Source organism: Spiroplasma cantharicola (genome assembly GCF_001281045.1).
In the GTDB taxonomy this organism is placed as follows: domain Bacteria; phylum Bacillota_I; class Bacilli_A; order Mycoplasmatales; family Mycoplasmataceae; genus Spiroplasma_A; species Spiroplasma_A cantharicola.
This window is the reverse complement of sequence record NZ_CP012622.1, coordinates 1,117,480-1,131,505: the sequence shown is the minus strand read 5'-3', so window position 1 is coordinate 1,131,505 and position 14,026 is coordinate 1,117,480. Positions and strand designations below refer to the sequence as shown.

Annotated in this window: 14 protein-coding genes; 13 read left to right on the top strand and 1 reads right to left on the bottom strand. The window is 23.4% G+C overall.

Annotated features, from left to right (window positions below; all coding sequences use genetic code 4):
* Position 1 precedes the first annotated feature (1 nt).
* The 10 genes from prmC to SCANT_RS04955 all read left to right on the top strand — a co-directional run bounded on the left by prmC (position 2) and on the right by SCANT_RS04955 (position 11,006).
* Positions 2 to 841, top strand: coding sequence for a peptide chain release factor N(5)-glutamine methyltransferase (prmC, locus tag SCANT_RS05000; RefSeq protein ID WP_053946620.1), 840 nt, complete (start codon positions 2 to 4; stop codon positions 839 to 841).
* Positions 831 to 2,147 (top strand): hypothetical protein, encoded by a 1,317-nt coding sequence (locus SCANT_RS04995; protein WP_053946619.1) that lies wholly within the window; start codon positions 831 to 833, stop codon positions 2,145 to 2,147. Before prmC ends, SCANT_RS04995 begins: the two co-directional genes overlap by 11 nt.
* A 292-nt stretch (positions 2,148 to 2,439) precedes the next feature.
* A complete protein-coding gene (locus SCANT_RS04990) occupies positions 2,440 to 4,170 on the top strand; it encodes a hypothetical protein (protein ID WP_053946618.1) in 1,731 nt (576 codons plus the stop codon).
* A gap of 11 nt (positions 4,171 to 4,181) precedes the next feature.
* Positions 4,182 to 6,437: a hypothetical protein gene (locus SCANT_RS04985; RefSeq protein WP_053946617.1), complete on the top strand. Its 2,256-nt coding sequence runs from the start codon at positions 4,182 to 4,184 to the stop codon at positions 6,435 to 6,437.
* A 39-nt stretch (positions 6,438 to 6,476) separates the two neighbouring features.
* Positions 6,477 to 7,163 (top strand): hypothetical protein, encoded by a 687-nt coding sequence (locus tag SCANT_RS04980; protein WP_053946616.1) that lies wholly within the window; start codon positions 6,477 to 6,479, stop codon positions 7,161 to 7,163.
* A gap of 62 nt (positions 7,164 to 7,225) precedes the next feature.
* Positions 7,226 to 7,834, top strand: a complete 609-nt coding sequence (locus SCANT_RS04975) for a LemA family protein (protein ID WP_053946615.1) — start codon at positions 7,226 to 7,228, stop codon at positions 7,832 to 7,834.
* 6 nt (positions 7,835 to 7,840) lie between these two features.
* Positions 7,841 to 8,878 (top strand): hypothetical protein, encoded by a 1,038-nt coding sequence (locus SCANT_RS04970; protein WP_053946614.1) that lies wholly within the window; start codon positions 7,841 to 7,843, stop codon positions 8,876 to 8,878.
* Positions 8,879 to 9,002: 124 nt separating this feature from the next.
* Positions 9,003 to 9,611: a LemA family protein gene (locus tag SCANT_RS04965; protein WP_053946613.1), complete on the top strand. Its 609-nt coding sequence runs from the start codon at positions 9,003 to 9,005 to the stop codon at positions 9,609 to 9,611.
* A 6-nt stretch (positions 9,612 to 9,617) separates the two neighbouring features.
* The gene (locus SCANT_RS04960) at positions 9,618 to 10,658 is read left to right on the top strand and encodes a glycosyltransferase family protein (protein WP_053946612.1); all 1,041 of its coding nucleotides are present in this window, start codon (positions 9,618 to 9,620) and stop codon (positions 10,656 to 10,658) included.
* A 153-nt stretch (positions 10,659 to 10,811) separates the two neighbouring features.
* The gene (locus SCANT_RS04955; RefSeq protein WP_053946611.1) at positions 10,812 to 11,006 is read left to right on the top strand and encodes a hypothetical protein; all 195 of its coding nucleotides are present in this window, start codon (positions 10,812 to 10,814) and stop codon (positions 11,004 to 11,006) included.
* 25 nt (positions 11,007 to 11,031) lie between these two features.
* Here the strand turns inward: SCANT_RS04955 and SCANT_RS04950 are convergent, their stop codons facing one another.
* On the bottom strand, positions 11,032 to 12,144 hold the full coding sequence (locus SCANT_RS04950; RefSeq protein WP_053946610.1) for a hypothetical protein: 1,113 nt from the start codon (positions 12,142 to 12,144) through the stop codon (positions 11,032 to 11,034).
* Positions 12,145 to 12,220: 76 nt separating this feature from the next.
* On the opposite strand from SCANT_RS04950, the gene SCANT_RS04945 reads away from it, so the two are divergent.
* The 3 genes from SCANT_RS04945 to rpsG all read left to right on the top strand — a co-directional run bounded on the left by SCANT_RS04945 (position 12,221) and on the right by rpsG (position 14,026).
* Positions 12,221 to 12,976: a hypothetical protein gene (locus tag SCANT_RS04945; RefSeq protein ID WP_053946609.1), complete on the top strand. Its 756-nt coding sequence runs from the start codon at positions 12,221 to 12,223 to the stop codon at positions 12,974 to 12,976.
* A gap of 114 nt (positions 12,977 to 13,090) precedes the next feature.
* Complete coding sequence (rpsL, locus tag SCANT_RS04940) at positions 13,091 to 13,510, top strand: 30S ribosomal protein S12 (protein ID WP_020836733.1); 420 nt, start codon at positions 13,091 to 13,093, stop codon at positions 13,508 to 13,510.
* A gap of 48 nt (positions 13,511 to 13,558) precedes the next feature.
* On the top strand, positions 13,559 to 14,026 hold the full coding sequence (gene rpsG / locus SCANT_RS04935; RefSeq protein ID WP_053946608.1) for a 30S ribosomal protein S7: 468 nt from the start codon (positions 13,559 to 13,561) through the stop codon (positions 14,024 to 14,026).

Below are 14,026 nucleotides of genomic sequence, written 5' to 3'. Positions count from 1 at the left end.
TATGAACTTAACTAAATTAAAACAAAAGTATGTTCCTTTAGTTTTTACATCAAATGAATTTAATGAAATAATAATTTATATAACACATAATTCTGATTTCAACTTTTTAAATGATATTTATTTATCAGAAAAAGAATTGGATTTGTTTTTTCAAATAGTTGATATTTTTTTAAAAACAAATATGCCACTTGCATATATATTAAACAACAAGTATTTTTATAAATATGATTTTTATGTTAATGAAGATGTTTTAATCCCCCGACAAGAAACAGAATGTATTGTTGAAGAAATTATGAAATATGATCTTAATAATAAAAATCTATTTGATATTTGTTGTGGTAGTGGTTGTATAGGTATTACATTAAAAAATTTGCAACCAAAGCTTAATTTATATATGAGTGATATTTCACCAAAAGCAATTGAAGTTGCAAATTTAAATTTAAAAAAATATAAAATAAAAGCTAAAACTTTTGTATCTGATTTTCTAAATATTTTCGATCAAATTAATATTGTTCCAGATTATATTACAATTAATCCTCCATATATCAATTCTTTAGATTTAAATATTGAAAATAATGTAAAAAAGTTTGAACCACATCTGGCTCTTTTTGCAAAGGAAGAAGGATTATATTTTTATAAAATTTTAGCAAAAAGACTTGATTTTCTATTTCAGTTAAATAAAAATCTATTAATTATTTGTGAATTTGGTTTTGAACAAAAAGAACAATTGAGAAATATTTTTTCAGGAATGATAGTAAAATATAATATAGATTTCAAAAAGGATTATTCAAATAATTGAAGATATTTTGTAATTACTTCTAAGGAGATTTATGAAAAGTAATACTGATAAATTTAAAATAGACAATTTTAAAGTTAGTAATAAATTAATGTTTAAATTTTTATTGCTATTTTTAATTTTATCTATTCAAGCTGTAACATTTCTTGTTATTATAAATATTAATTATTCTCTTAAATATTACTTAAATAATTTAGATGTAGTTAAAGAAAATTTTGGCAAAAACTTATTTGTTAATAAATTTGAAATTGAAGTTTTAATGTGAATTTCAATGTCCTTTTTACTTGTTGGTTTTCTTTCTATTGGATTTTTAAATTTATTTTTAAAGAGCAAATTTTCAAATTATTATAAAGTTCTATATATCATGGTTATAGCAATATTTGCAGTTCTGTCTATAGTTTTTGAAGCAATATCGGAGTATTCATATTCAAAATTTTATAATCTATTTGATTTTTTATCTCAAAAAGATAATACAATTTTTGAATCAGAATCTGTAAAAAAAATGCAAGAAGTATTTTATAATATGTCAATTAAAAATAGTGGCAATAAGTATAAATGAGCATCTGATAGTATTACATGATGATTAGCAGTTATTAAAATAATTGCTGTAATTTTTTCTTTCACTATCTGATTTAAAGGCCCTCAATCTAATAAATTAAAAATAACTGGTTATAACTTTAAGGAAAGTCAGGGGTCTAAATTTAATGCGCTAGTAAAAAAATTCTCATTAAATAATAGTAAAAATATTTCATTTTGATTAATAATTGCTACAGCTTTAGTTTTTTTACCACCATTAGCATATATTGTTAATATGAGTATTTTTAGTACAAAAATGAATTCAATGCTTAATTGAACTTTTATTGTTAAAGATCTATATAAATCAGTTTCTTATAATGGTATTTCTATAGAAGAAATTAATTTAGAAAATTCTTATTTTGCTATTAAGTTTTTACCAATTATTATTTCGGGATTTTTAATGGCAAGCATTTTTATTTTTATTACAGCTTATGTTAAAAATTGAAATACTTCAAAATCAACATTCACTTTTCAATTTATTATTTTATTAGTTGAAATATTATCTGTTTTAGTTGCAATTACATATTCTAGTCATGAAGCACAAAGAATAACTAATTTATGAAATAATGGTACTTTTGAAATTAGTCCAATTGCTTTAAAATATAGCTATTTAAAAGAGACATATGGATTTCCATTTGATAAAAATAATCAAATTTCAGAACCTTGAATGAGTGGTTTAAAATATATATCTCAAACAATAATAAGTCTTAGTTTCTTATCAACTATTTATACAATTCTTTTTATAAAATATAAAAAGTTGCAGAAAAAAATATAATCAAAGGATCCTTATAAAGGATTTTTTAATTATTAACATAGTTTTATGAATAGATCATAGGGGACTGAGGCTTAAATTATGCTATAATATATTTATAAAATTAAATAAAGAAAAAGATGGAGTTTCTAGATTAAATTTATTAGCTTAATGAAAACTTCTTCTTTTTATTTTTTTAAAAATAATAATAAAAAAATGTATATATCATATCAAACTATTTATTACATTGCAATAAAATGACATAAAAATTTTAAAAATTATGGTATAATAAAATTATCATTAGGAGGTATCTAATATGTACTTAAATCCGTTTGAAAGGATGAAAAAGCAACGCGAGGAAGATGAAAGAAAACGTCTAGAAGACAAAAAAGAGCAGGAAAGATTAGCAAGACTCGAAACACAAATGGGTTTTATAAATCAATATCAAAACTCTGAATCGCATATTAAAAATCCTTCAAAAATTAATACCTACCAAACATATAATAATGATAATGAATATTATGAATTTGATCAAGAAGACGAGACTTCCTTATATAATAGAAATAAAATAAAAAATGGTTTTGAAAATAATTTTGAAGAATTTGAAGATTTTGAAGAAAAGCATTTTGTAAATTATTCATCTCCTAAAATTGAGTTTAAAAGACAAGACATTCTATTTGAACCACAAGTTTACAATAAAAGTAAAGAAAATATTATTCAACAAGAAAGTGTTGATAATAGTCAAAAAATACATAAGTTAAATGAGATATTTGAAAGTGAAAATGACTCGATAATAAATTCAAATATAGAAAATCAAGAAATTAAAGTTGAAAAAATAAAAATAGCTAACAATAAGATAATCTCAAAAGATCAATATGTTACTTTGAAAAATAAAAAGGAATTATTTTCAAAAAATACATTAATGGTAAATCATCCTGAATTATTAAATGACATGAATAATGATAATTTGATTTACATTAACTTAAAACAAGTTGTAATTTATTCGTCACCTTGTTTATTCTTTTTAAAAAAATTTATCAATAATTTACCTGAAAAAATTAGTTTAGAAGATAAAAAAACCTTATGAGAAAGAACATCTGTTCTATTAGCTGCCACAGATTGGGGCAAAACTACCTCTGAAATTGATGACATTTTAGAAGACTTAAATATAACAAATGACCCAGAAAAAATGTTCATTAATGAATTTATCAATTTATTAGATTCTTATAATTTTAATGAAAAAATGAATATAGTAATAACTAATGCAGATGAAGTTGATTTAAATAAGATTTTATTAATTAATGAATTTATATCTAAATCTTTAGTAAAAATACCAGGCTTATCTTGTAGAATGAATGTTGATTCAAAAGTTATTGATATTAGTAGAATTGATGAAATAGCTGAAAACTTTGATTATATTATTTTAGATGATTTAACTCTTTATGAAGAATTATATGTAAATAAAAATAATATAGCAGAAAATTTAGAAAAAAATAAATTATATGACAATCAACAAAATTTTACAAAAATTAAAAAAGAGGAAAATCAAAATACAGGAAACATAGATCATTTCTTTAAAGAAGAACTTTCAAATAAAATTTATAAAAAATTAAGTAGTGAAATAGAAGATATAAATTCTGAGGAGGACTATGATCCTGGAATTGATTCAAGTTTAAGAATTAATATTGATAAATTTATTGAAAAGCAAAGAAGTGAAATATTAGAAAGAAAAAAACTTGAAGAACAAGAAATAATCAAAAGAAAAATTCCTAACGGATTTAATCCGTCAATTCTTTCAAAAAAGGAAATAGTTATTGATAGAAGTATTACTCCATCTGAGGGAAGAAGTGGTTTTCAAAATCCATTTTTAAAAAGAGAAGAGGGTATTGAGATACAACAAAGGCCTAATAAAGAAATTGATGAGAATTTGAACTTATTAAATAGAAGACCAATTAATATTGAAGATACAGTTAACAATAAAATTAATCAACAAAGAGATACAAAAAATATTTCAGTTCCTGGAAGCTGAAATAAATTAAAAAATTAGGAGGAAAAATCATGTTCGCTATATTTATTATATTTGCGTGGTCATTAACATTAGTAGCATCTGTAGCTTTAATAGCATTTGCAGCGTTTGCCATTATAATGTTAATTACATCACCAAACCCACCAGAAATTATCAAAAATGTTTTAAAAATTTTTACAGAACCACTATTTGAATCAATATTTGGTTCAGGAGGAAAAGCTAATTTTTCAAATGTTGGAAAACCAGAATTTAACGAGATACCAGTTATAATCTGAATTTCTATATCAATAGCATTTGCAATTTTATTAATGACATTATCAATTACCGAATTTGTTAGATTAAGAAAGCACCAAAGACTTTCAAAACCATTTGTTAAAATAGTTTTATTAACTATTTGTATAATAGTATTATTAACAGGACAATTAATATTCTTTATTGTTTCAATGATAATTCTTGCAACATTAATATTATTAGAAATTGTATTATTTGACTCAGTGGCATTAAATAATTATGCTGAGGAAAGAAACTTGATATCAATTTACCGAGAAGAAAAAAAATTCGAAAAAGAGGTAACTAAAGAGGGAAAGTTAATTGGCAACGTGGAATTGAGAAACCAAAAAAAGGATTCTCAAAAAGAAAACGACCAAAACAAAAGAAATGATAATTCTGCGTTGCCTATTTTAAATGAAACTCAATTAGATAATTTTTTTAGAAATGAAAAAAATAAAAAATATTATTTTAAATGAAAAGAGTATAAAACAAAATTAGAAATCAAAAGATTAGAAATTCAAAATACTTTTTATTCTCTTGAAGAAAACAAAAAAGCTGAAGTTGTTAGTAAATTTAATTTTAATGTAATGCGATTAAATAAACTTGGTAGAAAATTAAAAATACCAAATGATTTCCAAGTATTACATTTAGATTTAAATAAATTAGTTGAAGATAACTATCCACAAACTGCAATGATATTTAAAGAAAATATTGTAGAGAAAAATCAAAATAATTTAAATGAAAGTGTTTTGGATAAAAATTTTGTTGAAGAGCAAAAAGCAAAGGCTGTTAATATGTCTTTTGAAGAACTTAAAGAAATAGAGTCTCCAATTAGTACAACTAGTGACTCTATATATAATGATTTTAATTTTGAAGAGTCTAAAATAAGCGAACAAGCTATTTTGAATGAAGTTAAAAATATAGATAATAAAGAGTTAATTGATAATAACAATAGCGATTTTGATACTTTTAATAATTCAAAAGAAATTAAAAAGCAAGAAGATTTAGATATGATAGATCTTCCAAAATTAGAATTCAGTGAATTCAACCAAAATTTTGATGGAGATCAAAGAGAAAAAGCAGTAAACATGTCTATAGAAGAACTTATTGAGATTAATCTACCTTCAAAAACGTCTACAGAATTAGATTTTAATAAAATTAATTCTGAGGAAATGAAAGCAATTAATGATGAAAATAAAGAAGAGATAACTTTAAAATCAAACATTTTAGGAGATGCAAGTTTTACTGAAAAACTTGCAAGAGCTGTTAATGTTGATATTAATCAATTAAGTGATTCTGAAAATATGAATACTAATATAGATTTAATATATTCTGACTTTAATTTTAAGCCTTCAGATATTAATATGGAAGTTATAGAAAATAATGAAAATCATTCAAATAATCTTGATAGCTCTTCAAAGACTTATGTTACTTTACCACCAAAAATGACTTTGGAATTTATTAATGAGGAAAAAGAACAAGAACAAAAAGAGATGGATAATTTAGAAGATTTAAAAGTTGAAAAATCAGAAATTAAAAATGATATTTTATTAAATGAAGATGAATTTAAAAAGGAAACTGTAATTGAAACATATGAAGAAATTGCTCCAAAAGTTGAAAATAATTATAATGACAAGTTAGTTCTTATTAAAGATAAATCAAAGCAAAATGATGATTTGGAGTTATTAAAAAATTATAGTCATAAAGATCAAATTGAAGAAATTAAAAGACAATTAATTATTGAACAACAAAATTTAGCTGAGAGCTGCAATTCAAAGATGATTGAATTTGAAAAACAAAAAATAAGTTCTATTGAAAAAAGAATTATTAGACTCGAAAATTTATTAGAGAGTTTAGATAATAGAATTGTAAAAGATACTATGATACACGATTTTACAAATATGACTTATCAATTAGAATCTATTTCAAAAGTTGTAAATGAGTTAAAAAACCATAGCCCAAGAAATGTTCTTAACTCATTAACTACAAGATATGAATCTAATAAAAATAATGGTTAGCCATTATTTTTTTGTTATTGTATAGATAGGAGAACTAAAATGATATACGATTTAACAGATATAGTTTTAAGAGATGAAAATTACAATTATGTAATTAAAAATGATATAGAGGTACCGATTAATTTAAAAAACTTCATAGTAGAAGATAATAAAATCAATTTGCCTTTTGTAAGTGTTATACTAGAGCACAATTACCCATATTTACATAATAAATTTGTAAAGAAAGAAATAGTTGAAAACTCAATAAAACAAGGTATATGTGTTCATAATATGATTTCACAATCTATTAAAGAAAGAAATGATTTTAAATTAAACTTAAATATATTAGATTGTAAAAATACAAATCACATAAATATAGCAAAAAGAATAATTACTGAATTGAACTCTTTTATATATAAATATAATATTGATCAAATTTATTCAGAAAGAACTTACTTATATTTAGGATATGATTGTAACTATCTTGGAACTATCGATATAATTTTAAAATCCAAAGATACTTACTACATAATGGATATAAAAACAAGTAGGTCAAATTTTGTTGATAAGTATAATGCTCAATTATTTTTATATAAAAAAATTTTTGAAAATGCTTCAAAAAAAATTGTAGAGAATTGTTTTATTTTGAATCCAAGAGAAGATAGAGTTTTTATGGAGTATGTACCAATTTCAAAAAAAGAACAGACAAGAATAATCTCTTCTATTAAAAATATAAAAATAATGTAAATAACAATTAATAATGATAGAATTTTATTAATTACATAATAAAAAAAGGAGAAGTATTAGATATGATAGCACCAAATAAAAGACAAGACTTAAACAAAAATGCAGATACCTCTCCAAAAGTTTCAGCTTTTGGAAAATTCTTTTGATATTTAACATTTATATTGATTATTCCTTTATTCATTCATATTGGTAATGTAAATAAGTTGAAAAAAATGGATACAAAAGTATTAGAATCAGAATCTGGTATTGATGTTCAATTAAAAAGAAGAAGAGATACTTTAATCAAATTAATGGATACTGTAAAAGGAAGTATTAACTTTGAGAAAAGCACTTTAGAACAAGTTACAAATATGAGAATGGGTGGAGGAGCAAAAACAATGATGGAAAATAATAAAGTTCTTGATCAAGTATCAAGAAATATTATGTTGCAAGTTGAAAAATACCCAGATATAAAATCAACTGAATTATTCCAATCAATGTCTAGATCAATTAATGAAATTGAAGAAGATATAGCAGCTTCAAGAAGAATTTATAATAGCAATGTAAGTACTTTTAATCAAAGTATTCAAGTGTGACCATTAAATGTGGCAGGTTCATCAATAAAGGCAAAAATTAAATATTTTTTTGAAATTACAGAGGAAGATAGAGCAGACGTTAAAATAGGATTTTAATAAATAATGGAAGAAAAAACTTTATTAGAAAATGCAATAAGCTTTATTGAGGAACATTTAGATAAACAAAAACTAGACTCACTTCTTAAAATAAGAAAAAGAAATTTTATAATAAGTATTGTTTCATGAATACTTTTATTTATAGCTTTTCCAATTACTATTTTTCTTTGTGCAATTAATCAATCATTAATTTTCCTTTCTATTATTGGCTTTTTTTGAGTTTTTGATATTACTTTATTTGTATTAGCAATAACATATTTAGTTAAATCAAGCTATCAAAGAATTGATGCCTTTAATTATATAAACCAAATAGAATGAGAAGATATTTACATAAAAAGTTTTGATAAATATATTAAACAATTTGAAACTCCTTTTCTGAAAAAAGTAAAGTTTCTTAATTTAGAGAGAAATTATAATAAGGCTCCACTTAAAGATTATCGTGGAAGTCCAAGAAGTTGATTATCTAGTTATATATTTTATAAAACAAATCAAAAGAGAAATTGCTTGAATTTTTCTTTTGAAGATAAGCTAGTAAATTATCAATTTAATCAAACTATTAGAACAGTAGAGCAAAGAGTAAGACAAACAAAAAATGGTACTAGGGTTACTTATGTTTATCATTTTGTTGCAACTAGTATTCTTAAAGTTGAAAATAAGAAATTTGATCAATCTTATAATGGAATACTTATTTTCCCAGGAAAATCAAGTGAAAATAACTATAAAACAGAGTCAATGCAATTCAATGAGAAATATGGCATTAATGTATCAAATACAGATTTAAGGGGTCCTAAAGTACTTAGGCCTAAATATATTGATAATTTAACTAAAAAAGATACTCAAAATTTAAGTGGTATTTTTTTCTCTTCAGATATTATAATAGGCCATGAATATGTTACTTCAATGGAACCTAAACAAGAAATTTGTATATTTTATAAAACTAGAAAACTTTCTAGAGAGAAAATTTTAAAAGTATTTGCAATTAAAGTCTTAAAGGATATTAATTTTGCATTAGAGGCTTTAACCTTTTTAGATGGAATTTATTAATTTACAGCACATATTCTCTTTTTTTCATAAGTAATTCATAACTCAAAAATACTTATTAAAAAAATATCTAAAAGTGATAAAATGAAAATAAGTACATTTATGTACAAAAGGAAAGAGAAAAGATATGATAGCACCAAATAAGAAACAAGATTTAAATAGGGATGCAGATACTTCACCAAAAGTTTCAGCTTTTGGGAAGTTTTTTTGATATTTAACATTTATATTGATTATTCCCTTATTTATTCACATTGGTAATGTAAATAAGTTGAAAAAAATGGATACAAAAGTATTAGAAGCAGAATCTGGTATTGATGTTCAGTTAAAAAGAAGAAGAGATACTTTAATCAAATTAATGGATACTGTAAAAGGAAGTATTAATTTTGAGAAAAGCACTTTAGAACAAGTTACAAATATGAGAATGGGTGGTGGAGCAAAAACAATGATGGAAAATAATAAAATTCTTGATCAAGTATCAAGAAGTATTATGATACAAGTTGAAAATTACCCAAATTTAAAATCAACTGAATTATTCCAATCAATGTCTAGATCAATTAATGAAATTGAAGAAGATATAGCAGCTTCAAGAAGAATTTATAATAGCAATGTAAGTACTTTTAATCAAAGTATTCAAGTGTGACCATTAAATGTCGCAGGTTCATCAATAAAGGCAAAAATTAAATATTTCTTTGAAATTACAGAAGAAGATAGAGCTGATGTTAAAATTGGATTTTAATAAGTAATGCAAGAACTAAATTACTTAGAAGAAACTATTGAAGGCTTTATTGAAAAACATTTGGATAAAAGTAAGTTAGATTCTCTTCTTAACAAAAGAAAAAAATATTTTACAATCGGTATTATTTTATGTTTGATTGCAATTGTAGGGTTTGGATTAATTATTTTGTTATTTTCAAATATAGAATTTGAAATGGGGTTAATAGTTTTTCTAATTTTATCAGCTATTGATTTAATTGCAGTTATTTTAGGAGTGAAATTTTTTTCTAAATCAAAGCGAATTAGAAAATCAGTTTTTGATTATATAAACCAAATAGAATGACAAGATATTTATAATGAATCTTTTGAGGCTTTAGTAAAAGAAATAGCAAATCCATTTATTAAAAAAGTGAAATTTATAAATTTAGAAAGAACTTATATTAATTCACTTTTTAAAAAATATTATGGAAGCCCATGAAGTTTTTTAGCAAATTATACTTTTTTTAGAGCAAATGAAAAGCGAAATTGTTTGAACTTTTCTTTTGAAGATAAGTTAGTAAATTATCAATTTAATCAAACTGTTAGAACTGTAGAAGAAAAAAAGAGAAAAACAAAAAATGGTACTAAAACTATTTATGTTCATAATTTTGTTGCAACAACTATTCTTAGAGTTGAAAATAAGAAATTTGACACATCTTATAATGGAATAGTTATTCTTCCAGGAAAATCAAAAAAGGATAATTACAATACAGAATCAATGCAATTTAATGAGAAATATAATATTAATGTATCAAATACAGATTTAAGAGGCCCTAAATTTCTTAGACCAAAATATATTGATAATTTAACTATGAAAAATACAAAAAATCTAAGCGGGATTGCCATAGTAACTGACTTTATAGTAGGACATCAGTATGTTAGTAAAAATAATATATGAACAGAAATTTGTATATTTGATAAAGAAGCAAGTTTTTCAACTTCAAAAATAATAAAGGGTTTTGCTAAAAAAGTCATTAGTGACATTAATAATGCACTAGAAGCTTTAACTTTTTTAGATGGAATTTATTAAAAGTCATATTAAATTATTTTTAAACTTTTAAGTGATAATTATCAGTATTTACTTCAAATTCTAAACACTTATATTTTATTAATTTGACAATAGTTTATTTTTAAACTATGATTATAACTATTAGTAGATTAATTCTATAAGGAGAAAATAAAAATGACAAAAGAAGCATTAAAAGAAAAATTAGCAGCGTTTAAAGTTGAAAAAGAAGACAAAGAAACTGAAATTGAAAAATGTAAAGAAACTATGAAACAAGCAAAATTGGAAATAAAAATTAAAAAAAGAGAATTAAAAAATATTAAAAGTGAAGCAAAAATATTAAAAAGTAGTTATAAAAAACAAGAAATGTAAAAAAGAACCCTTAAGGGTTCTTTTTTTAAAATTCAATAATTCTTGGATTTTGTGTTTTTAAGTCACTTTTTAAATTTTCATAACTTCTATTTTTTAAATTTTCTTTATATATTTTTCTAGCTTTTTTTCTAATTTTATTAGAGTTTGAAGCGATTACAATTGGAATACCAATTATTGTTAAACATCCAATAAAACTAAAAATTACCTTAATTGTTGAAGTTTGCTTTTCTTGAGAATATTTTATATTACCTCTCACTTTTAAAATATCTCTTGTAATTTTGATTTCATGTTGTTTGTCTTTTTCTTTAATTGCAGCATCACTTAAAAAACTTTCTAAATAATATAAGTCAAAAGCTGATAAACCATTAAATACATTATCTTCAATAATAACTTCCTTTTTCTTTGGCATCGGTCTATATTCAAGATTCACTTTTACAGCTGGTGCAACTTCTTCTTTTTCAATTTTTGGTTCTGCTTTTGGTATTTGAATATAAGTTATATTTGAATTTTTTGGTTCTGGTATTTCTTTTTTTGGTTCTGCTTTTACTATATCCTTTGGTATTTCTTTTTGTTTTAAATGATCTCTAACATCAATATTGGGCTTATCAGCAGCTTTATTAGTTGGAGTAGGATTTGTTCTTTTTAAATTTATATTTAATTTACTTTTATCTTCGCGTTCAATTTTTTCAAAGTCTAGTTTTCTTCCTGTTGCTTGTCAATTATTATCAATTAATTCTTCAATATTAGATTGTCTTCTTTCAACTTTAACTGCTACTTTAGGAGCAGGTTTTTTAACAAAAACTAAAATGAAGTTTGATTCACGCTCATCATTATTTTTTTGCTGACCTTGAATTTTTAAATTGTCTTCAAGATATAACTGTAACAATACATTTTTAATTGTAGGATTAACTAAAAGTTCTGTAGGTAAAATATTATAAAGTTGTTGGACACTAATGCTTTTATTATTTGCAATAAGATTTATCAATGTATTTTTAACTGAAATATAACTTGCTGAACTTTTATCATTTGCAAAGTTTGGACCACTTGTTGAACTAATTCCCTTTTGTTTAATAACATTATTTCTACAAAAATCAGCTCAATCTAAAAAGTCTCTTGAATTTGATTCTCCTCATATCATTATTGTATTCTCCTTATTATTAATAATATCAAATGTAGTATGATTATCTTAGATATAAATATAGAAAAGGACTTTTATGAAAGCAATTAAACCTATTAATTATGAAAAAATTATTATTAAAAGAGTTAACAGTGTCTATCAAAATTTAAAGCAAAACATTTCTAAAGAGTTTAAAATACCAAATAATATAGAAGATTTTTTAAATAAAAATAGTCAAATTAATACAAGAGAAGAAGTTGAATTATTTGGTAAAGAATTTGATAAAACTTTTGGTGATTGAAAAGCCTTAGATAATAATTCAGATAAGCTAATTATTCTAAATCATTTAATGTCTATTTTTCAAAATTCTATTATTGTTTTAATTTCAATTGATGTTAATTTAGAAAAAGAAAAATTAGAAAAGGAAATTGTTACTGATTCAAGAGGAATTGATATTATAGTAGCAACAGCTGTTCAAGCTTTTGGAGTTAAAACAAATGAATTGCTTGAAAAATACTCAAAGCTAAATTTACAAGAAGATTCAAATAATACTTTTAAACCAATGAATGATTTTTTAAAAATAGTTTCAGAACTAGATGCTCAATCTGCATTTTCAAAATTAATGGAAAACATTTTAGAATTTAATCAAAATTATACAAATACATATAAGAGATTATCTATGATTCAAGAAGATCAATTATCAACAAAAAGAATTGAAATTTTTATGGATTATATGAATGCCTATTATTTAATGATTTATTTATTAGAGCTTGTTTTAATTTATCCATTGCAAGAAGGAATGATGAATCAAAAAGTATTTGATAATATAATGCCAAATATTAATTTATTTTAATTTTTAAAAAAAATAAAAAAAGAGTTAAAAATGTAAGAATTAGTTCTTTTTTAATATATAATATAGATTGTGTGATTACAATACACTCGGTATTGTGGAAAGGAGGAACCTTAAATGGCAACAATTAATCAATTAGTTAGAAAACCAAGAAAAGCAAAAACATGAAAAACTAAAGCTCCTGCTTTAAACAGAGGAGTTAATACTTTATTAAAAAAAGTTACTAGAGTTTCAGCACCACAAAAAAGAGGTGTTTGTACAAGGGTTGCAACTATGACTCCTAAAAAACCTAACTCAGCTTTACGTAAGTATGCAAGGGTTAGATTGACTAACGGTATGGAGGTAACAGCTTATATTCCAGGAGAAGGACACAACTTACAAGAACATAGTGTTGTGCTTATTCGTGGGGGAAGGGTAAAAGACTTACCTGGGGTTCGTTATCATATAATTCGTGGTACTTTAGATACAACTGGAGTTAACGGAAGAATGCAATCTCGTTCTTTATATGGAACAAAAAGACCTAAAGAGAAAAAATAGTAGAGTGTAATTCACATTTTATAAATAAAAGAGAAAGGAGATTATAACATGCGTAAACATCAAGCAGAAAAGAGAGACGTATTACCAGATCCAATTTATAACTCAAAACTAGTAAGTAGAGCAGTTAACAAAATTATGTTAGATGGTAAAAGAGGAACAGCTCAACACATTTTATACAAGGCTTTTGAAAAAATAAAAGAAAAGACTGGAACTACTCCAATCGAAGTTTTTGATAAAGCAATTGAAAATATTAAACCACATTTAGAATTAAAGGTTCGTCGTATTGGTGGAGCAAACTATCAAGTTCCTGTTGAAGTTTCAACAGAAAGAAAAGTTACTTTAGCTTTAAGATGATTAATTAATTATTCAAGATTAAGAAATGAAAAAGAAATGATTGATAGATTAGCAAATGAAATTATTGATGCATCAAATGGTGTAGGTGGATCAGTTAAAAAACGTGAAGATACTCACAAAATGGCTGAAGCTAATAAAGCATTTGCACATTATCGTTGATAA